This is a genomic window from Nitratireductor aquimarinus, from assembly GCF_017255295.1.
GTDB lineage: Bacteria > Pseudomonadota > Alphaproteobacteria > Rhizobiales > Rhizobiaceae > Nitratireductor > Nitratireductor aquimarinus.
Genome location: NZ_JAFKDE010000005.1, coordinates 179957 through 198790 on the forward strand (window position 1 = coordinate 179957; position 18834 = coordinate 198790).

19 protein-coding genes are annotated in these 18834 nt (G+C 62.9%); 6 read left to right on the forward strand and 13 right to left on the reverse strand.

Annotation, left to right across the window (positions count from 1 at the left end):
- Positions 1–128: 128 nt before the first annotated feature.
- Together pyk and JYP46_RS10080 are read right to left on the reverse strand one after the other, a co-directional pair.
- Positions 129–1565, reverse strand: a complete 1437-nt coding sequence (gene pyk / locus JYP46_RS10075; protein ID WP_113153504.1) for a pyruvate kinase — start codon at positions 1563–1565, stop codon at positions 129–131.
- On the reverse strand, positions 1562–2074 hold the full coding sequence (locus JYP46_RS10080; protein ID WP_113156077.1) for a DUF1036 domain-containing protein: 513 nt from the start codon (positions 2072–2074) through the stop codon (positions 1562–1564). Before JYP46_RS10080 ends, pyk begins: the two co-directional genes overlap by 4 nt.
- Before the next feature lie 164 nt (positions 2075–2238).
- On the opposite strand from JYP46_RS10080, the gene JYP46_RS10085 reads away from it, so the two are divergent.
- The 3 genes from JYP46_RS10085 to JYP46_RS10095 all read left to right on the forward strand — a co-directional run bounded on the left by JYP46_RS10085 (position 2239) and on the right by JYP46_RS10095 (position 3768).
- Positions 2239–3048 (forward strand): N-formylglutamate amidohydrolase, encoded by an 810-nt coding sequence (locus JYP46_RS10085; protein ID WP_206548026.1) that lies wholly within the window; start codon positions 2239–2241, stop codon positions 3046–3048.
- A gap of 11 nt (positions 3049–3059) precedes the next feature.
- Positions 3060–3368 (forward strand): DUF1244 domain-containing protein, encoded by a 309-nt coding sequence (locus JYP46_RS10090; protein WP_162742213.1) that lies wholly within the window; start codon positions 3060–3062, stop codon positions 3366–3368.
- A 136-nt stretch (positions 3369–3504) separates the two neighbouring features.
- On the forward strand, positions 3505–3768 hold the full coding sequence (locus tag JYP46_RS10095; protein WP_113153506.1) for a DUF2312 domain-containing protein: 264 nt from the start codon (positions 3505–3507) through the stop codon (positions 3766–3768).
- Positions 3769–3849: 81 nt separating this feature from the next.
- On the opposite strand, the gene amaB is transcribed toward JYP46_RS10095, so the two are convergent.
- The 3 genes from amaB to JYP46_RS10110 all read right to left on the reverse strand — a co-directional run bounded on the left by amaB (position 3850) and on the right by JYP46_RS10110 (position 7730).
- On the reverse strand, positions 3850–5364 hold the full coding sequence (gene amaB, locus JYP46_RS10100; protein ID WP_206545655.1) for an L-piperidine-6-carboxylate dehydrogenase: 1515 nt from the start codon (positions 5362–5364) through the stop codon (positions 3850–3852).
- A 226-nt stretch (positions 5365–5590) separates the two neighbouring features.
- Entirely contained in the window at positions 5591–6496 is a 906-nt protein-coding gene (locus tag JYP46_RS10105; RefSeq protein ID WP_224873547.1) for a LysR substrate-binding domain-containing protein, read from the reverse strand.
- Positions 6497–6770: 274 nt separating this feature from the next.
- A complete protein-coding gene (locus JYP46_RS10110; RefSeq protein ID WP_222474043.1) occupies positions 6771–7730 on the reverse strand; it encodes a sugar-binding transcriptional regulator in 960 nt (319 codons plus the stop codon).
- 215 nt (positions 7731–7945) lie between these two features.
- Between JYP46_RS10110 and JYP46_RS10115 the strand changes: the two genes are divergently transcribed.
- Positions 7946–8683, forward strand: a complete 738-nt coding sequence (locus tag JYP46_RS10115) for a hypothetical protein (protein WP_206548028.1) — start codon at positions 7946–7948, stop codon at positions 8681–8683.
- Positions 8684–8872: 189 nt separating this feature from the next.
- Here JYP46_RS10115 and ptsP read toward each other — a convergent pair whose 3' ends face one another.
- From ptsP to JYP46_RS10140, 5 genes are all read right to left on the reverse strand, one after another.
- The gene (gene ptsP, locus JYP46_RS10120; protein ID WP_206548029.1) at positions 8873–10855 is read right to left on the reverse strand and encodes a phosphoenolpyruvate--protein phosphotransferase; all 1983 of its coding nucleotides are present in this window, start codon (positions 10853–10855) and stop codon (positions 8873–8875) included.
- Positions 10856–10891: 36 nt separating this feature from the next.
- On the reverse strand, positions 10892–11272 hold the full coding sequence (locus JYP46_RS10125) for a PTS glucitol/sorbitol transporter subunit IIA (protein WP_206545652.1): 381 nt from the start codon (positions 11270–11272) through the stop codon (positions 10892–10894).
- A 71-nt stretch (positions 11273–11343) separates the two neighbouring features.
- On the reverse strand, positions 11344–12342 hold the full coding sequence (gene srlE, locus JYP46_RS10130; RefSeq protein ID WP_206548030.1) for a PTS glucitol/sorbitol transporter subunit IIB: 999 nt from the start codon (positions 12340–12342) through the stop codon (positions 11344–11346).
- A 14-nt stretch (positions 12343–12356) separates the two neighbouring features.
- The gene (srlA, locus tag JYP46_RS10135; RefSeq protein ID WP_113153512.1) at positions 12357–13115 is read right to left on the reverse strand and encodes a PTS glucitol/sorbitol transporter subunit IIC; all 759 of its coding nucleotides are present in this window, start codon (positions 13113–13115) and stop codon (positions 12357–12359) included.
- 64 nt (positions 13116–13179) lie between these two features.
- Positions 13180–13617, reverse strand: a complete 438-nt coding sequence (locus JYP46_RS10140) for a transcriptional regulator GutM (RefSeq protein WP_206548031.1) — start codon at positions 13615–13617, stop codon at positions 13180–13182.
- Positions 13618–13802: 185 nt separating this feature from the next.
- On the opposite strand from JYP46_RS10140, the gene JYP46_RS10145 reads away from it, so the two are divergent.
- Entirely contained in the window at positions 13803–14450 is a 648-nt protein-coding gene (locus JYP46_RS10145) for a hypothetical protein (protein ID WP_206545650.1), read from the forward strand.
- A gap of 103 nt (positions 14451–14553) precedes the next feature.
- Positions 14554–15240: an HAD family hydrolase gene (locus tag JYP46_RS10150; protein ID WP_113153515.1), complete on the forward strand. Its 687-nt coding sequence runs from the start codon at positions 14554–14556 to the stop codon at positions 15238–15240.
- Between the two features lie 215 nt (positions 15241–15455).
- Here JYP46_RS10150 and JYP46_RS10155 read toward each other — a convergent pair whose 3' ends face one another.
- The 3 genes from JYP46_RS10155 to JYP46_RS10165 are packed head-to-tail and all read right to left on the reverse strand — an operon-like array spanning position 15456 to position 18827.
- Positions 15456–16781: a pyruvate dehydrogenase complex dihydrolipoamide acetyltransferase gene (locus JYP46_RS10155; RefSeq protein WP_206548032.1), complete on the reverse strand. Its 1326-nt coding sequence runs from the start codon at positions 16779–16781 to the stop codon at positions 15456–15458.
- 1 nt (position 16782) lies between these two features.
- Positions 16783–17793: an alpha-ketoacid dehydrogenase subunit beta gene (locus tag JYP46_RS10160; protein ID WP_113153517.1), complete on the reverse strand. Its 1011-nt coding sequence runs from the start codon at positions 17791–17793 to the stop codon at positions 16783–16785.
- Entirely contained in the window at positions 17793–18827 is a 1035-nt protein-coding gene (locus JYP46_RS10165; protein WP_113153518.1) for a thiamine pyrophosphate-dependent dehydrogenase E1 component subunit alpha, read from the reverse strand. The genes JYP46_RS10160 and JYP46_RS10165 overlap by 1 nt, the downstream gene beginning before the upstream one ends.
- Positions 18828–18834: the final 7 nt, after the last annotated feature.

Consider the following 18834-nt stretch of genomic DNA (forward strand, 5'->3'; position numbering starts at 1 on the left):
TGCTTGGTGCCAAGAAGCTGAGCGGGTTAGAGCATTTTCGCTTTTCGTTGAAACGCGAAAACGCCCTAACTCAATGTTCCTACGCAATTCCGGACGGAAAACCGGTTCCCACTTTTCCTGAAATTGCTTTAGATCCCGCCCAGACCGTCCGAACCAATATAGGCAATGCGCAGCATGTTGGTGGCGCCGGGGGTTCCCAGCGGCACACCGGCCGTGACAATCACGCGGTTGCCGGGCTTTGCAAAACCTTCCTCATACGCGATGCGGCAGGCGCGGTTGACCATGTCGTCCAGATCCGCCGCATCCTCGGTGACCACACAATGCGTGCCCCAGACGAGCGACAGACGGCGCGCCGTCTGCACAACCGGGGAAAGCGCGATGATCGGCACCTGCGGGCGCTCGCGCGCAGCGCGCAGGCCCGTGGTGCCCGACGAGGTGTAGGAGATGATCGCCGAGAGATTGAGCGTTTCGGCAATCTGGCGCGCGGCCATGGAAATGGCGTCTGCGCCCGTGGGCTCCGGCTCGCTGCGCTGACCGTTGATGATGGTCGGATAGGTCGGGTCCTGCTCCACCTTGGTCGCGATGGAGCTCATGGTCGAAACGGCTTCGACCGGATAGTCACCGGCGGCCGATTCTGCGGAAAGCATGACCGCATCCGCGCCCTCGAACACCGCCGTGGCGACGTCGGAGACTTCCGCGCGGGTGGGCACGGGAGCGGAGATCATCGATTCGAGCATCTGGGTGGCGACAACCACCGGCTTGCCGGCACGGCGACAGGCGCGGGTGATCTGCTTCTGGATGCCGGGAACGGCCTCCAGCGGCATTTCCACGCCCAGATCGCCACGCGCCACCATGAGCGCGTCGGACAGCTCGATGATCTCGGCCAGACGCTTGACGGCCTGCGGCTTCTCGATCTTGGCAAGCAGGGAGGCGCGGCCGCGCGCGACCTTGCGCACCTCGGCCAGATCCTCCGGACGCTGGATGAAGGACAGCGCGATCCAGTCGACATCGGCGGAAAGCACCGCGTCGAGATCCTTGCGGTCCTTGTCGGTCAGTGCGCCCATGGGCAGATCGGTGTCGGGCAGGCTGACGCCCTTGCGATCGGAAATCTTGTTGCCGGCGACCACTTCACAGGTGATCGACTTGCCGTCGTTTTTCAGCGCCTTGAGCTGAAGACGGCCATCGTCGATCAGCAGGCGATGGCCCGGCTCCACCGATTTCAGGATTTCGGGGTGCGGAAGGTGCGCCCGCTTTTCGTCACCCGGCTCGGGATTGTCATCGAGCGTGAATTTCTGCCCGACGGAAAGCTCGACGCTCTTGTTGGCGAATGTGCCAACGCGCAGCTTGGGGCCCTGCAGATCGGCCAGAATGCCGATCGGATGACCGACCTTCTTCTCCACTGCGCGAATGCGCCCGACAAGGGTGCGCATCAGCTCGTGGCTGGCATGGCTCATATTGATGCGGAAGACATCCGCACCGGCTTCAAACAAACGCTGGATCGTCTCCTCTTCGGAAGAGGACGGACCGAGCGTTGCGAGAATCTTGACCTTGCGCTCGCGTCTCATCGGGAAGCACCGGTGTTCGTCAGCGTGTTGTTTTCGGCTGGGCCGTCAGTCAAATCCACCATCCAGTTTTCCTGCTCACGCGTGTCGTACTCCTGGAAACCGGCACGCTGGAAGCCCCGCGCAAAACAATCATTGGTGCCGGCTATCTTGAACTCGGTCAGTGCAACGCACATCTGGACCGATCCCTCCCAGCGGCCACCGCTCGCGGCGTCCTCTGCGTAGAGATAGTAATAGCGCGACTCCAGGGGCCCCTCGATCAGGGTTTTGCAGCTCGATTTCTCGATCCGCCACCAACCCTCGCTCACCCAGCCCGAGCCGGTGCGATAGCCAATGGCCACGCCAACGAGGTTTTGTGTGGAGTTGCAAACACGGAAGTCCGCAAATGCCGGTGTGGGCGCAAGGAATGCGCCTCCCAGTCCGGCAGCGGCGACCAGCAGAAAAGCCCCCCGGCGTTTCGCGCGCGACGCCCGTCGAAGCATTTTTGGTAACCTTGAATTCGACTTGAGCATATTTTCCTTTTCGGCAATGTCCGTGCGCCTGTCAACGCGGCAATGTCTGCCGCGCGTGTTTTCCGTCACAGCCATTGCAGAACGCAGCACATCATGAAAGGAGAAGTCTAGACTGCGATAAGCGCACATTTATGACCTCTCCGCATGTCTTCGGGAACGAATCCATGACTGCCAGCACTTATACATCTCCTTTCGAGATCATTCGTGGCGATTCGGCCCCGGGAGAGAGCATGGGGCTCGTTCTGGTTGCGGATCATGCCAAACGGGACTTGCCCGAGCGTTACGACGCGCTCGGCCTGCCGGAGACGGAATTCGAACGCCACATCGCCTATGACATCGGCGTTGAGGCGGTAACCCGCGCGCTGGCCCGGATCACCGGTGCGCCCGCCGTTCTGTGTGGCTTTTCCAGACTGCTGATCGACCCGAACCGGGGCATCAACGACCCGACACTGATTCGCCAACTCTATGACGGCACGATCATTCCCGGCAATTATCCGCTGAGCCCGGAAGAACGGCGCGACAGGCTCGAACGCTATTACCTGCCCTATCACGATGCGGTGGCAAAGACCGTGGAACAGGCGGCAGAGGCGTTTCAGGCGGCCCCGCTGATCATTTCCATGCATTCGTTCACGCCCTTCATGAAGGGGCGTCGGCGACCGTGGGAGGTGGGGCTTCTGTGGGACCGCGACGACCGCGCCACGATCCCGCTGATGGAGGCGCTGAAAGCCGGCGGCGACCTGACCGTGGGCGACAATGAGCCCTATGACGGCGCATATCCCGGCGACACGATGCACCGTCACGCCACGGAGCGGGGCTTTGCCCATGCGCTGATCGAGATCCGGCAGGACCTGATCGGCGATGAGGCAGGCGCAAACGCCTGGGCGGAACGGCTCGCCCCATTGCTTCTAGAGATCAACGCGCGGCCCGAGATGCACGAGGTGAAGCATTTCGGATCGCGCTCGGACCATTCGTGAAGGAGAACGCCATGACCACGCTGAGCGAGGAGAAAAAGCGCGACCTGGAGGCAGCCGCATTCCGTCGCCTGCTCGACCATCTGCGCACCCGCACCGACGTGCAGAACATCGACATGATGAACCTGGCCGGTTTCTGCCGCAATTGCCTGTCCAACTGGTATCGGGACGCCGCCGAGGCGGAGGGCATTGTGCTCTCGAAGGAAGAATCGCGCGAGATCGTCTACGGCATGCCCTATGAGGAGTGGCGTTCGAAATATCAGACCGAGGCGACCGCAGAGCAAAAAGCCGCCTTTGAAGAGAACCGCCCGAAGGACCACTGAGCGGCGCAACACCATGGCAGGAGCGGCGCGGGCCGCAACGCAAATGCCTTGACCACCGGGCGTAGCTGGGGCATCGAACCTGCCACGCCTCAACGCCCCGAGTCGCGGGCTTTAGAACAATCGACCGGAGTTTCGCATGTCCGACGACATCACCACCGAAACCGCAGATACCGTTGCCGCTGGCCAGCTTCGCGCCTTTATAGAGCGTGTCGAGCGCCTCGAAGAAGACAAGAAGACGGTTTCGGAAGACATCAAGGAAGTCTACGCCGAGATGAAGGCCAATGGTTTCGACACCAAGGCCGTGCGCAGCATAGTGCGCCTGCGCAAGAAGGATCAGGCGGAGCGCCAGGAAGAAGAGGCGATGATCGACCTCTACAAGGCCGCGCTCGGCATGGAATGATTTCGGCCACAGGCCGGACATGAAAAAGGGCGGCTCCGGGCCGCCCTTTCTTTTTGCCTGCAGTTATCTGCGGCAGATGCCCTATTCGATGTCGAAGGAGACACCCTGCGCGAGCGGCAGCTCCTTGGAATAGTTCACCGTGTTGGTGGCGCGGCGCATATAGGCCTTCCACGCATCGGAGCCGGATTCACGACCACCACCGGTTTCCTTCTCGCCACCGAACGCGCCGCCGATCTCAGCACCGGAAGTGCCGATATTGACGTTGGCGATGCCGCAGTCGGAACCGCGTGCGCTGAGGAATTCCTCGGCCTCGCGCATATCGGTGGTGAACACGCAGGACGACAGGCCCGCACCAACCGCGTTGTGAAGCTCGAGCGCGTCATCGAAGTCGCTGTACTTCATCACGTAGAGGATGGGGGCGAAGGTTTCTTCCAGAACGACGCCGGCCTGTTCCGGCATCTCGACGAGAGCCGGGTGCGCGTAATAGGCGTCTGCATCGCCGCTGTCGAAGCGCTGGCCGCCGACAACCTTGCCGCCAAGCTTCTTCGCTTCTTCAATCGCGTTCTGCATGTTGTCGAAAGCGCCCTTGTCGACCAGCGGGCCGACCAGCGCATCCGTGGTGAGCGGGCTGCCGACGGAGACCGATTCGTAGGCCTTGCGCAGGCGCGGCAGCAGCGCGTCATAAACGGATTCGTGCACGAACAGGCGGCGCAGCGTGGTGCAGCGCTGACCGGCGGTGCCCATGGCGCCGAAGGCGATGGCGCGCAGCGCCATGTCGAGATCGGCCGAGGGGCAGACGATGCCGGCATTGTTGCCGCCGAGTTCCAGAACCGCGCGGGCAAAACGCTTCGCCAGACGCGGGCCGACTTCGCGGCCCATGCGGGTGGAGCCGGTGGCGGAGACCAGCGGCACTTTCGGATGGTCGACCATGACCTCGCCAACGGCGCGGTCGCCGATGATGACTGTGAGCAGGTCCGCCGGCGCGTCATCGCCAAAGCGGGCAACGGCGCGCTTGAAGATCGCCTCGCAGGCAAGAGCGGTCAGCGGCGTCTTCTCGGAGGGCTTCCACACAACGCTGTCGCCGCAGACCAGCGCCAACGCCGAGTTCCACGACCAGACGGCGACGGGGAAGTTGAAAGCGGAGATGACGCCGACAACGCCGAGCGGGTGCCAGGTTTCCATCATGCGGTGGCCGGGGCGCTCGGTGGCGATGGTGAGGCCATAGAGCTGGCGCGAGAGACCGACGGCGAAATCGCAGATGTCGATCATCTCCTGAACTTCGCCGAGACCCTCGGAGCGGATCTTGCCGACCTCGATGGAGACGAGGCGACCGAGATCGTCCTTGGAGGCGCGCAGCTCTTCGCCAAGCAGGCGCACGAGTTCGCCACGGCGCGGACCCGGCACGTTGCGCCAGGCCTTGAAAGCGGCATGCGCGCGCTCAATGGCTGCTCCGGTATCAGCAGCCGAGATGGACGTGACGGCGGCGATTTCCTCGCCCGTGACCGGCGTGCGCACGGTCAGGTCGCCACCGGCAATCGCCTTCTCATCCACGCCGAGGCGCTTGAGGAGTTCGGTTGTTTCGTTCTTGACGTTCATGGGTGCTTCGCTCCCTCGATTATCTTTCTGTATTCATGCGGGCGTCAGGCGATGCCACCTGACTGCAAAATGCTCTGAAAGCCGCGCGGCCGGACGAGCCTCTGGCGGGAATGTAGGAAGACCGGGCGGTCATTGGAAATGGAAATTCGGACTGTATTCATGATGGACGGTCATGCTTTCCCCGCCAATCGGTGCCGGAAAGGCACAAGACCCCGTCACGGCAGGTTCAGACCTGCGCGACGATCCACGCCACGAAAGCGTCTGCCGAGGGGTTTTCCACGCCAAGCGGCTGAACCAGAAAATAGGCGTTCTGGGTGGCGAGCGACGTATCTCCGATCTGCACAAGAACGCCGGAGCGCAGCTCCTCCTCGATCAGATAGGCAGGCACCAGACCGGCGCCGAGCCCAGCAGTTGCGCCTGCAATGACCATGGTGAACTGGTCGAACTGCTTTCCCGGAAGCGCCGGCACATCGCCGACACCGGCCTCGCGCATCCAGTCAGCCCACGCGCCTGGGCGGCTCTGGAGATGAAGAAGCGGGGCGTCGAGCAGGTTCTCGGGAGCCTTGACGCCGTGTTTCTCAACAAAGGCCGGCGATGCGACGGCGATCATCGCCTCGTCGCACAGCTTGGTGAGGCGGGCGTCCGGCCAGTTGTCGCGGCCGAAATGGATCGCCACGTCGAAACGCTCATGGGCGAGATCGAACGGATTGATGCGCGCCATGAGATTGATGCCGATGCCCGGATGCGCCTTTTCGAATTCCGGCAGGCGCGGGATCAGCCAGCGGCTGGCGAAGGTGGGCAGGCTGGCGACATTGAGCGTTGCGCCCGCCATGCCGGCGGCGATGGCGCGATGCAGGGTCTGCGTGATGCGGTGCAGATCGTCTTCCAGCGCATCGGCAAGGTTCTTGCCGGCCGGGGTGAGCACGACGCGCCGGCCCACACGCCGGAACAGGCTGAAGCCGAGTGCCGATTCCATGTCGCGGATGTGGCGGCTGACGGCGCTCTGCGTGAGGTTGAGCTCTTCGGCGGCCAGCGTGAAACTCTGGTGCCGCGCGGCAGACGCGAAGCTGCGCAAAACGGAGAAGGAAGGCAGAAAACGCCGCGCGAACCTGTCCACCATCGTCGAAAGCATGCCTCCCCTTTGCGCCCTGCACGCGACCCTGTGGTCACAAGGCCCGCACTTGCCGGTGCGTGGCCATTCTGCTCCGGTTCCCCGGAACACGTCAGCTTCTTATAGACGCCTGCCGGGCGAAATCACATAGACGATGCGCATTTCGCACATGCCGGCTAAAGGAGCCGGTGACGAGAGCGTTCCCGCTTATCGTGGAATTGCGAAAACGCTCCAATTCATTGTTTTCTACGCAATTCCGGACGGAAAACCGGTTCCCACTTTTCCTGGAATTGCTTCAGGCCATGGCCAGGATGCTGCGCGCACTCTCTTCATCGGTGATGAAGACCGTTGGCTCAACCAGCTTCATTGCGCCGATCAGCGCGTCGATCTTGTCTTCACCGCCGGAGGTTAAGATGCGCATGGGCGCGCGGCGCAGGCGATCGACATCGACGGACATGACCCGGTCATTGATCGGGTGGTCAACCAGTTGACCGTCGAGATCGTAGAAGTGGTAGAGAATGTCGCCCACCGCGCCCTTTGCTTCGAGGTCAGAGCGCACCTCTTCGGTAAGATAGCCGCCGCGATAGAAGGTGGTGGCGGAAGCGAGCCCGCCGACGGACACGATGACCGCATCGAGCGTATCTGCGAGCGCCAGAATTTCATTCAGGCCGCAGCGCTCGATCAGCGCCGTCTTGGTTTCGACGCTGTCGACAACGGCGGGTGCGGGAATGAGATAGCCATCGCCCTGGAAGGCGCGCGCAAAGCGCCAGGCGAATTCAGCCGGGTTGAAGCGGCGGGCAACGCCGACACCGCCGAGAAGCGAGATCACTTTGAAGTCGGCCAGCGGCCGGGCGCGAATGAACGGGAGCGAGCCGAACAGCGTGCGCCCCCAGCCGACGCCCACCGACATGCCAGCGGCCATGACGTCGGACACATAGCTGCCGGTCGCGGCGCTGACGGCGGGAATGGGATCCGCCTCGGGATCGGAGAGCGGCGCGACCACGGCGCGCTCGAGGCCGAAGCGCTGCTCCAGCGCACGTTCGACCCGGGTGATCTCGGCCAGATCGCCCTCAATGGTGATTTTCACCTCATTGCGGGCGCGCGCATCGGCCAGCATGCGCACGACGCTGACACGCCCGATGCCGAGAATCTCGGCGATCTCGTTCTGCGTCTTCTGCTCGACGAAATACATCCAGGCGGCGCGGACACGCAGCCGGTCGGTTTTGCTGGTTACGCCTCCCTTGCGGGAAGTCATTGCAATTTCTCCAGAACTGGTCGTACCGGCGGGCTGATTGTGTACCTTCGCCTTGCTCATATGGCCTTCCTGCGTATTTCCCCGGGGCGGTCACAAGCATGTCGCTTGATTTCCAGAGAGACCAAAACAATGATGTCGCCATCCGGTCAATGGCCGGCGGCAGAAAACTAATTACTTGAGGATAGCATTTTATGCTTCGTGATGCCTCGGAAGACATGGCGATTCATCTTAAGGACCGCCTGCGTGATATCCGCGATTTCCTGCGTGCGCATCGCCACGAAAAGCAGGGCGCGGCTTCGGAAAAGCGCGGTTTTACAGACATCGAGAAGCTTCTGGGGCGGGCCGTCAGCATGGTCGACGACACGCTGACACTGGCCGAAACCGCCTCCCGCACAGTGCTGCCCGGCGGGCAACAGCCCGAACTGGTCATAAGACCGCTGGTCGATTATTTCGGCGCCGACCCGATGGAAGGCGAGCGCGCGTTCCGGCGCCACATGTATCGCGCGGCAAAGGCGCTGACGGCCACGCTGGAAGACCGCGAGCCCCCGGCGATGCGCGAGACGGCCTTCACCGGAGCGCATGAGACGCTCCGCCAACGGCTGGGCCATGTGCTGCTGGCGCTGAAGAATGCGAAGACGCCCGAAGCCATAAGGCCGCTTCTGGCGGGCCTGCTCGCGCATCTGCTTCAGGAAATCTGCCGTAATGCGCTGAGCGACCCGGCAATGCCTGCCGCAGCACAGAACGCCGAGACCTGCATCATCGTGTTTGCGCCGGGGCTTCTCGCCTCGGGACTGGCGCTGTTCGACGAAAGCCTTTCCGCATCCGACCTGCTGGACATCGCCACGCTGGCGGTTGCCGCACGCCGGGAGCGGATGGCGCGCAGCCTTGAGGCCGATCAGCCGATTGCCGACCTGACGGCAATTTTCGAAAGCCTGCTCACGCATCTGCCCTAGAGCGCTTCCGCTTTTCGTTGAAGCGCGAAAGCGCTCTCATTCATTGTTCTTACGCAATTTCGGACGGAAAACCGGTTCCCACTTTTCCTGGAGTTGCTCCAAGATGGCAAAAGACCGGCCAACCGCATCTGCGACAGCCGGTCTTCAAGTCTTCGATGGTCAGGGGAAGCGCACCTGACCGGAGCGCTGCTAGCCCGCCTTTTCGAACAGCTCGGAAAGCTGTTTCTTGGTGGCCTGCACCGAAGCCGGGCTCATGCTGAGCTCGGTCAGTCCCATGCGAATGAACTCGGGGATCAGATCGGTGCGCGCGGCGGCCTCGCCACACATGCCGATCTCGATGCCCGCCGCGACCGCTGCCCTGGCGGCCTGCTCGACCGCAGCCATGACGGCTGGATGGGCGGCGTCGTTCAGATTGGCAACTGACGGGTTCAGGCGGTCCGCCGCCATCACATACTGCGTCAGATCGTTGGTGCCGATGGAGAAGAAGGCGACCTCCTTCGCCAGCGCTTCCGCGCCGAAGACGGCAGCCGGCGTCTCGATCATCACGCCCAGCGGGAACGCGCCATGAGCAACGCCCTCGGCCTTCAGCTCGGCTGCGCATTCATCGATCAGCACGCGGGTGCGGCGCACCTCTTCAACGGTCGAGACCATGGGCAGCATCACGCGCAGATTGCCATGAACGGCAGCGCGCAGCAGCGCCCGGAGCTGAACCTTGAAGATGTCGGTGCGGTCGAGGCACATGCGGATGCCGCGCCAGCCGAGGAAGGGGTTTTCCTCTTCCGGGAATTCAACGCCGGAGATCGGCTTGTCGCCGCCGATGTCGAGCGTGCGCACGATGACCGGGTGGTCCGGGAAAGCGCGGGCGAGCTCGGCATAGGTCTCCGCCTGCATGTCCTCGGACGGCAGGTGCATGTGCCGCATGAAAAGAAGCTCGGTGCGGAACAGGCCAACGCCCATTGCGCCGGCTTCCTGAGCGGCCTCGACCTCTTCGAGCGAGCCGAGATTGGCCGCCACCTGAATGACCGTGCCATCGGCGCGGCGCGGCACCACATCCTTGTAGACCCTGAGCGCTTCCCGCTCGCGGGCGGCAGCGCCGATCATCTCTTCAAAGCGCGCACGGGTGGCCGCATCGGGTTCGACAACGACCTGTCCCGTGTGGCCGTCAATGGCGGCTTCCTTCGCGTCGCGCAGTTCGTTGACGGCCTCGCCGAGGCCGAGCACTGCGGGAATGCCATGGGTGCGGGCGATGATGGCCACATGCGATGTCGCGCCGCCATGACCACAGACCACGCCGCCAAGACGCTTGAGCGGCGCACGCGCCAGATCCCATGCGCCAATGTCCTCGGCGACGAGAATGGCCCCTTCGGGAATGTCGTCGAGGCGCGCATCTTCCTGACCGAGAAGCGTGAGGCAGATCTGGCGGGCAATGGCCTCCATATCCTCGGCGCGGGCAGCCATATAGGCGTCGTCCAGCTTGCGGAAATCATCGGCCAGGCGGGAGGATGCGGCGATGACGGCGGATACGGCGTCGAGACCGCCATCGATGGCGGCAAGCGTTTCGTCGCGCAGCGCATCATCGGAGGCGATGTCGCGCAGCGCCGCGACGATGCCGCGATCGCTTTCCTGCATGCCATCGGATGCAAGCGAACGGTCGAGTTTTTCCTGAAGACGCTGGATCGCTTCCGCGAAGCGCTGCTTTTCCGGCTCGATTTCGCCGGCGGAAAGCGTCGTGTTGTTGGGAACGATCTGCTGCGGGAAATGCGCGAAGACAGGACCGAGGCCAAGTCCGGCGCTGGCGGCAACACCATGAAGGCCGCCATCGGCGACCAGAGGCGCAGCCGGTGCGGCAGGCGCTGCGGGCGCAGGCGTCTCGGCGGCGGGCGCCTTTGCGGGCTCGCCCACGCCTTCCTCGACACCCGACATGGGGTTTTCAAGATAGGCGATGAGGGCATCGACGGCCTCAATGGCGTCGGCGCCATCGGCGCGAATGGAAACTTCGTCGTTTTCCTTCACACCAAGCAGCATCAGCTTCACCGAGCTCTTGGCGCTGACAGCCTTTTCGCCCTTGATAATTTCCACATCGCTTTCGAACCCCTTGGCGAGGCGCACGAAGCGTGTGGCGGGACGGGCATGCAGGCCATCCTGCACTCTGACGATGGTCGAGCGTTCCATAACGGTCTCGTATCTGTTGTTCAGTTCGTTACGGCGTTATGCGCCGATGGTGATGACTGCATCCGTCTTCAGGGCCGCAACAAGCGTTGCCGGCTCGACGACGGAGGCGCAGATCTCGCCCGGACGCTCCACGGCGTTCGCGCCATTGAAGTTCACAACCACATGGCCGATCTCACGCACCTTGTTCCAGGCGGCTTCGCCCATGGCGGTGATTTCGGCGGTCACATCGCCCACGGTAACGCGGGCGCCAGCGGCCGGCGCGGCATCGGACGGACCTTCCTGCACCGCATGCAGAACGGAAACCTCGGCAAGTTCCTCCGGCGCGCCGTCAGCGAAAAGAATCAGGACACCGCCTTCCGCCAGATCCGCGACTTCGGGACCGACTGCAGTAATACGCGTTTTGAGAAACACCGACATTCAAATAACTCCATGCAAACATTCGTTTCGGGAAGGGCGGCCGCCCAAACGACGACCGCCACCCCGTTGTTTTAAAGAACCAGCAGGCTGACGCCCCAGGCAATGGCCACGGAAACCGGGCCCATAACCTGACGGCTCAGAAGCACCGCAGGGACACCGATCTCAATGGTCTTGGGTTTCGCTTCGCCGAGGGCCAGGCCCACCGGAACGAAGTCACAGCCTACCTGCGTGTTGTAAGCGAACAGCGCAGGCAATGCCATGGCGGGTGAGATCGTGCCATTGGCAATCTGCGGTCCGATGATCGCCACGCCGATCACCTGCGCGATGACCGCGCCTGGCCCGAGAATGGGCGACAGGAACGGCAGGCCGCAGATGGCCGAGATGATGAGCAGGCCGATAATGTTGTTGGCCAGCGGTCCCATCGGCTCGGCGAGAATGTCACCGATGCCCGTGTAGAGGATCAGACCGATCAGCATGGTCACGAAGGCCATGAAGGGCAGCACGTTGCGCACCACCTGATCGATGGTGCGGCGACCGGCGTTGAAGAACACGCCAACCACATTGCCCATCACGCGGCCGACGCTGCTGATGAGGCCGACGAGGCCGCCTTCCTCGGTGGCCGGCGCCGCAGCCGGAGCACTCTCCGGCTCTGAAGACGCGGCCGCGCCGCCAGCGACTGCGGCTGCTTCCGTGCCATCGGCCATCTCGATGTTCTCCGGCGAAACGCCCGAGACATAGATGTCCTCGGTGATGAACTGGGCAAGCGGGCCTGCCTGGCCGACCGGGGTCAGGTTGACGGTGGGAATGCGCTTGCGCGGGTAGACGCCGCAGCGGGCGGTGCCGCCGCAATCGACGACCACGACAGCCATCTCGCCTTCAACGGGCGGGCTCTTGAAACCGTCAACGGCTTCACCGCCCGTCATCTCTGCGATGCGCTTTGCGACGGGGTGGATGCCGCCGCCGGTGACCGACACGATCTTGTTGCGCTGGTCCGTCGGTTCGATCACGAGCGGACCGCCCCAACCAGACGAGCCCCTGGAGATCTTTACTGCTTTGTATGTTTTAGCCATGTCCTGCGCCTCCCCTAGAGCTCAACGCCCTGGCGGCGCGCCAGGATGGCCGTGATCCGCTCGGTCAGCATGCCCTTGAGCAGGATGACGAGGAGACCGACCAGCGCGTACCAGATGGCCACGGTGATGTGATAGCCGATGGGAACGACGCCCTGGCTCTCAAGCTCGAGCAGAGCGACGAGAATGCCGCCCCAGACGAAGTACTCACCCGGGTTGATATGCGGGAACAGGCCGAGCGGCGGGTGCACATAGGACACGGCGGCGTCGTAGAATGCCGGCTTGTGCTTTTCCTCAAGGAACGAGCCGAAGGTGTAGGCCATCGGGTTCGTGAGGAAGAAGACGGCGAGAACCGGAAGCACCGTGTAGCGCGTGAGCGCGATGCGGCCGGCGCTCTGGGCAAGGCCGTGAACGCGCTTCTCGCCCACCAGTTCGGTGATGGCGTAGAAGGCGGTCATCAGCACGACCAGCGTCGGGATGATGCCGGTGACGAAGCCAGCAAAGACCTCGCCGCCCTTCTGGAAGATGCCGATGAAGTACTTGCCGGCGGCGGTGAGCCAGCCGAGCTGCTCTTCCTGGGCAACCGAGTCCAGCTTCTGCCGGAACTCTTCGACCGAAAGGTCGGTGCCTGCCTGAGCAAGCACGACCAGATCGTTTGTCGCCGCCTTGGCGGCGAGTTTGCCGTGCAGTGCGGCATCACCCGCCACCGCGCCGGCCATATGCAGCCCCTGCATCGCCGTATCGGCGTGCTGGGCCATCATGGAAATGACAGACATAGTCCTCCCTCTCTATTCTGCTCACCCCGGTAATTGAGCCCCGGTGAGCGCGCAGTCCCGTATGTCATGCTTTTGAAGCGGCCAGAGATTCCCGAAGCGGCGGCTCCTCGCCTGCCCGCGTACGGTCTATCTGAGCAACCGCCTGCGTAATTGCCGCGGTCAGCCCCGGCTGCTTTTCTCCGAAAAGCGCCGGTTCGGCCCGCAACTGATCAAGGGTCATGCCCTCGAACTGCTCATGTCGCTTGAATTTTGCGAAGACGGAGCGGCCACTCATGGTCAGGATCCGGCGCACGACGAGATCCGGCGAAACCACGACGATGGCAATTGCACCGCGTTTCAGGAAACGGCCGTGAAATGCGCCCGTGCCGACGAAACCATCCGCATATTTCTGCGTGATGCCTTTAAAGACGTCGGAATAGTGACGCATCTGCAGCCACACGCCGTAGGACTGTAGCGCCCATACGACTGCGAGGAGCAAAAGCCCCCATTGCCATAGTGCCATCAGGCATTACCTCCCGAAACGCTCTTCCCAAGCGTACGCACGTCAACACACTTAATAATCCTGAAATTAAGAACATTTGTTTTTTGAAATGTCAAATTGTATATTCCTTCAAATACGTGGATCGCGGCTTATTTGATTGGAACCGACATGCCGCATGTTATGGTTCCGGCTAAGGAGTTCACCCGTTGGATCTGGATTTCAAGAACGAACTTGCAGTCATGCCCGATTTACGCCACCGGCTGCGCCAGTTGCGCTGGTTTCGCACGACCTTTCGCGGCAATGCGAAGGCTGTGACGCAGCATTACGGTGTCGTGTTCGAGGTGGATGAGGAGAAGCTCACCCGCGTCTTTCTCGACTGGGTGGAGATGGTCGATGCGCAGAAGGCCTATGCCCGGCTCGACCGTGGCGATTTCATCATCTATGCCGCCGGCCTCGCGCTGAAGGAGATGATCCGCCATGCGCCGGTCACGGTGACGCCGGAAAGCACGGTGACGGGCGACGCAGAGAATGCGGAGATCGTCAAATTCTGGCCAGAGGGCTTTCTCTACACGAACTACTGCGTGTGCGCGATTGCCGCCATCTTCGAGCAGGAATTCGGCGAAGCGCCGCGTCTGGCCCGCTGTGCGGACGATCTGCGGACCTGGTGGTCCTACCGCGAGAACACGCGCGAGATGCCGGCCTCGGCCGTCGCCTTCCTCGACCGTTTCCTTGGTGCGGAGCCCAACTGGGTTGCGCCCGATCTCGTGGAAGGGCGGATCGCCATGCGCAACGCCATCGAAGCCGGGCGCAAGAGCATCGAAGCGCCCTCGATCTTCCCTGACCCGGCGAGCTAGGTCGCCGGGTGTTTTCAACTGACGAAAAAATGCCCTAAAGGGCGGCATTCATTCGCCACGTTGAAACGCAGCCTCCCCCTCAGCCCGAAAGTCCGGAGTTTTCATGACTACCCCCCTGATCATATTCGATTGCGACGGTGTTCTCGTCGACAGTGAACCGCTTGCCGCAATCGCCTATGAGCGCGTTTACAACAAGCATGGTCTGGCGCTGAAGCGCGAGATCGTCGGCCAGTGCATCGGCATGAAGCAGGCCGACATCATTACCCGCATCGAAGAGCTGACCGGCTTTGCCTTCCCCGCCCATGCGGATGGCGACATCTGGCTGGAGACGAAGGCGCTGCTGGAAGAAGAACTTCAGCCGACGCGCGGCATCGTGCCTTTCCTGAGCAATCTGAAGACGCCGCGCTGCGTCGCTTCCTCATCCTCCATGGAGCGGATTGAGCTCAGCCTCGGGGTCTCCGGCATTGCCGATTTCTTCGGCGACGACGTGTTCAGCACCTCGATGGTGAAGAACGGCAAGCCTGCCCCGGACATCTTCCTGTTCGCTGCGGAGAAGCTCGGCGGCGCTCCGGCCTCCTCCGTGGTGATCGAGGACTCGCCCTTCGGCGTGCAGGGGGCCGTGGCGGCCGGCATGACCGCCATCGGCTTCACCGGCGGCAGCCACACATTCGACGGCCATGGCGAGAAGCTCAGCGGCGCGGGCGCACACGCGGTCTGCGCAAGCTGGGATGAGATCGAAGCGGAACTCCGGCAACGCGGCTTCATCGGCGAAGCGGTGGCGGGCGCTTAAGGCCACTCCGCTTTTCCGGAGCTGCCTGCTTCCGGGCAAAAGAAAAGGCGCTGCCTGTGATGATGGCAGGCAGCGCCAGACGCGGTCAAAGTCGTTTTCGGTATTCTTCAGGCGGTGCGCCGTTTCATGAGAACGGCGGTCCGCCTTTCTTTTTGGTGGGCTTCCCCGGTGGCGAGCCCCCAAGCCGACCGGGAAAGCCTGTCCGGAAATTCCGGTCAGACGAGCATCGCCATCGGGTTTTCGATGACCTGCTTGAAGGCGGCGAGGAGTTCTGCGCCAAGCGCGCCATCGACAGCACGGTGGTCGGTCGAAAGCGTGACCGACATCACGGTCGCCACCTTCACTTCGCCATCCTTCACCACGGCCCGCTGTTCACCTGCGCCGACCGCAAGGATCGTCGCATGCGGCGGGTTGATGACGGCGGCGAAGTCCTTGATGCCGAACATGCCCAGATTGGACACGGCCGTGTTGCCGCCCTGGAACTCTTCCGTCTTCAGCTTGCGCGAACGCGCCCGCGCGGCCAGATCCTTCATCTCGTTGGAGATGGCCGACAGCGTCTTCTCGTCGGCGCGGCGCACGATCGGCGTGATCAGACCGCCGGGGATCGACACGGCAACGCCCACATCGGCGTTTTTGTGCTTCACCATGGCGTTCTCGGTCCACGACACATTTGCGTCCGGCACCATGGCCAGCGCCTTCGCGTGGGCCTTGATGACCATGTCGTTGACCGACAGCTTGTAAGCCGGCTTCTCGCCATCCCCGGCCTTCACCTTCGGCGCGGCATCATTGAGCTGCTTGCGCAGCGCCAGAAGCGCGTCGATCTCGCAATCGAGCGTCAGGTAGAAATGCGGGATGGTGGACTTGGCCTCGACCAGACGACGGGCGATGGTCTTGCGCATGCTGTCGTGCGGGATGAGCTCGTAGGAGCCTTCCTCGAACAGTTTCAGCACCTGATCGTCGGACATGGCCTGCGGCGCGGACGCAGCGGCGGAAGCTGCTTCAGCCGGCGCGGCTGCTACGGCTGCCTTCGCACCGCCATCCTTGCCGGCGGCTTCCACATCGGCCTTGACGATCCGGCCCTTCGGCCCCGAACCGGCGATGGCGGACAGGTCGAGACCCGCTTCCTTCGCCAGACGGCGGGCGAGCGGAGAAGCGCGGACGCCGGAGGATGCTTCCGCAGTCGCTGCCGGAGCAGCGGCGACGGGTGCGGCGGCCTCGACAGGGGCCGGCGCTTCCGCCTTTGCAGGCGCTTCGGCTGCGGTTTCGGCGGGCGCAGAAGCCGGCGCATCGGCCACGGCCTCGCCTTCTTCATAGATCCACGCCACAACCTGACCGACCGGAATGTCGATGCCTTCCTTGCCGGTGATGTTGCGCACGATGCCGGCGGCAGGAGAATCGATCTCCATGGCCGCCTTGTCGGTCTCGATCTCGAACAGAAGATCGCCCTTCTTCACGGTCGCGCCTTCCTCGACAAGCCAGGAAGAAATGCGGCCGGTCGACATGTCCATGTCGACCTTGGGCAGGATGACTTCAACAGCCATGTCAGCGCGCTCCCGTAACCAGATCGCGGGCCGCCTTGACGATGCCGTCGACCTGCGGAACCGTCGCCTTTTCCAGCTCCGGATTGTAGGGGATCGGCGTTTCCGCGCCGCCCAGACGGACGACCGGTGCGTCGAGATAATCGAAGGCCTCGCTCTCGGCGATCATCGCCGAAATCTCTGCGCCGACGCCGAGCGTCTTAACGCCCTCATAGACGCACATCAGGCGGGACGTCTTGCACACGCTGTCGATGATCGTCTGGCGATCCATCGGGCGGATGCTGCGCAGGTCGATGACCTCGACGTCGATGCCTTCTTCGGCAAGCTGCTTTGCAGCGTCCAGCGACTTGTGCACCATGATCGACGTGGCGACGATGGTGAGATCAGCGCCCTCGCGACGAACGGCAGCCTTGCCAATCGGCACGGTGTAATAGCCTTCCGGCACTTCGCCCTTCATCTTGTAGAGGAGCTTGTGCTCGTAGATCATCACCGGATCGGGATCCTCGATGGCCGCAAGCAGCATGCCCTTCACATCGTGCGGGGTGGACGGCTGGATGACCTTCAGGCCGGGCACATGGCCGAGCCACGCTTCGAGGCTCTGGCTATGCTGCGCGGCAGCGCCCGTGCCGGAACCGGCCGGGAAACGCATGACGACCGGCACCGAAACGGCGCCGCCCAGCATGTAGCGCATCTTGGCGGCCTGGTTGACGATCTGCTCCATGGCGAGCGTCGCGAAATCGGAGAACTGGAACTCGAAGATCGGACGCATGCCGGTCACGGCTGCACCGACTGCGACGCCAGCGCCGCCCAGCTCCGAGATCGGCGTGTCCATCACGCGCTCGGGGCCGAAGCGTTCCACCAGATCGCCGGTGACCTGGAATGCGCCACCATAGACGCCGATGTCCTCGCCCATGAGGAACACGCGCTCATCGCGCTCCATGGCAATGGCCATGGCTTCCTGGATGGCCTGCGCGTAGCTCAGTTCACGCGTGGCTGTCTCGACTTGCGCGTCCATCAGGCCTGCTCCGTGTAGACGTATTTCTCAAGATTGGCGACTTCGGGCATCGGGCTTTCCTTGGCGAACTCGATGCCTGCTTCGATTTCCTTGCGGACCCCTTCGCGGATCGCTTCGATCCCGGCGGCGTCGATGACGCCGAACTCGACGAGTTCTGCCTCGAACGCCTCAATGGGATCACGCTCGGTCATCCACTCCTCGATCTCTTCCTTGGTGCGGTAGCGATTGCGGTCGCTCTTGGAGTGGCCGCGATAGCGATAGGTCTTGCACTCGATGAGCGTCGGTCCCTCGCCATTGCGTGCGCGCTCGGTCGCCTCGTGCATGGCCTCGGCCACATCCGACACGACATTGCCATTCACGATCACGCCCGGCATCGCATAGGCGGCGGCGCGGTCGGCAATGTTAGGCACCGCCGTCGCGCGGGCAACGGAGGTGGACATGCCGTAGCCATTGTTCTCGCAGACGAAGACGACCGGGAGCTTCCAGATGGCGGCCATGTTGAGCGCCTCGTGGAACGCGCCCTCATTGTTTGCGCCGTCGCCGAAGAAGCAGACAACGACATTGCCGGTCTTCATCTTCTTGGCGGTCAGGGCAGCGCCAACGGCAATCGGGAGACCGCCGCCGACAATGCCGTTTGCGCCGAGGTTGCCCGTCGACACATCGGCGATGTGCATGGAGCCGCCACGGCCACGGCAATAGCCGGTGGTCTTGCCGAAGAACTCGGCGAACATGCGCGAGACGTCCGCACCCTTGGCGATGCAGTGGCCGTGGCCACGGTGGGTGGAGGTGATCTGGTCTTCATCAGAAAGGCCGAGGCAGATGCCGACAGCGCTTGCTTCCTGTCCGATGGACAGATGCATCGTGCCGTGGATCAGGCCACGCATGTAGCTTTCTTCTGCGCCTTCCTCGAACTGGCGGATCAGATACATCTTGCGCAGCGCATCGCGCAGCTTTTCCTGATCGAACTGCCTGTAGATGAAAGGCTGGTTGGCGCCATCGGTTTTCGAGGCGCTCTTTTTGGCCGTGGCCGACATTTTTACG

Excerpts from the sequence above, each read along its gene's own strand:
- pyk (WP_113153504.1), bottom strand. The coding sequence starts at position 1,565 with ATGAGACGCGAGCGCAAGGTCAAGATTCTCGCAACGCTCGGTCCGTCC.
- JYP46_RS10160 (WP_113153517.1), bottom strand. The coding sequence starts at position 17,793 with ATGGACGCGCAAGTCGAGACAGCCACGCGTGAACTGAGCTACGCGCAG.
- amaB (WP_206545655.1), bottom strand. The coding sequence starts at position 5,364 with ATGAACGTCAAGAACGAAACAACCGAACTCCTCAAGCGCCTCGGCGTG.
- srlE (WP_206548030.1), bottom strand. The coding sequence starts at position 12,342 with ATGGCTAAAACATACAAAGCAGTAAAGATCTCCAGGGGCTCGTCTGGT.
- JYP46_RS10115 (WP_206548028.1), top strand. The coding sequence starts at position 7,946 with ATGGCGATTCATCTTAAGGACCGCCTGCGTGATATCCGCGATTTCCTG.
- JYP46_RS10165 (WP_113153518.1), bottom strand. The coding sequence starts at position 18,827 with ATGTCGGCCACGGCCAAAAAGAGCGCCTCGAAAACCGATGGCGCCAAC.
- JYP46_RS10105 (WP_224873547.1), bottom strand. The coding sequence starts at position 6,496 with ATGCTTTCGACGATGGTGGACAGGTTCGCGCGGCGTTTTCTGCCTTCC.
- JYP46_RS10095 (WP_113153506.1), top strand. The coding sequence starts at position 3,505 with ATGTCCGACGACATCACCACCGAAACCGCAGATACCGTTGCCGCTGGC.
- JYP46_RS10085 (WP_206548026.1), top strand. The coding sequence starts at position 2,239 with ATGACTGCCAGCACTTATACATCTCCTTTCGAGATCATTCGTGGCGAT.
- JYP46_RS10080 (WP_113156077.1), bottom strand. The coding sequence starts at position 2,074 with ATGCTCAAGTCGAATTCAAGGTTACCAAAAATGCTTCGACGGGCGTCG.
- JYP46_RS10125 (WP_206545652.1), bottom strand. The coding sequence starts at position 11,272 with ATGTCGGTGTTTCTCAAAACGCGTATTACTGCAGTCGGTCCCGAAGTC.
- JYP46_RS10155 (WP_206548032.1), bottom strand. The coding sequence starts at position 16,781 with ATGGCTGTTGAAGTCATCCTGCCCAAGGTCGACATGGACATGTCGACC.
- JYP46_RS10140 (WP_206548031.1), bottom strand. The coding sequence starts at position 13,617 with ATGGCACTATGGCAATGGGGGCTTTTGCTCCTCGCAGTCGTATGGGCG.
- JYP46_RS10090 (WP_162742213.1), top strand. The coding sequence starts at position 3,060 with ATGACCACGCTGAGCGAGGAGAAAAAGCGCGACCTGGAGGCAGCCGCA.
- JYP46_RS10110 (WP_222474043.1), bottom strand. The coding sequence starts at position 7,730 with ATGACTTCCCGCAAGGGAGGCGTAACCAGCAAAACCGACCGGCTGCGT.
- ptsP (WP_206548029.1), bottom strand. The coding sequence starts at position 10,855 with ATGGAACGCTCGACCATCGTCAGAGTGCAGGATGGCCTGCATGCCCGT.
- srlA (WP_113153512.1), bottom strand. The coding sequence starts at position 13,115 with ATGTCTGTCATTTCCATGATGGCCCAGCACGCCGATACGGCGATGCAG.
- JYP46_RS10150 (WP_113153515.1), top strand. The coding sequence starts at position 14,554 with ATGACTACCCCCCTGATCATATTCGATTGCGACGGTGTTCTCGTCGAC.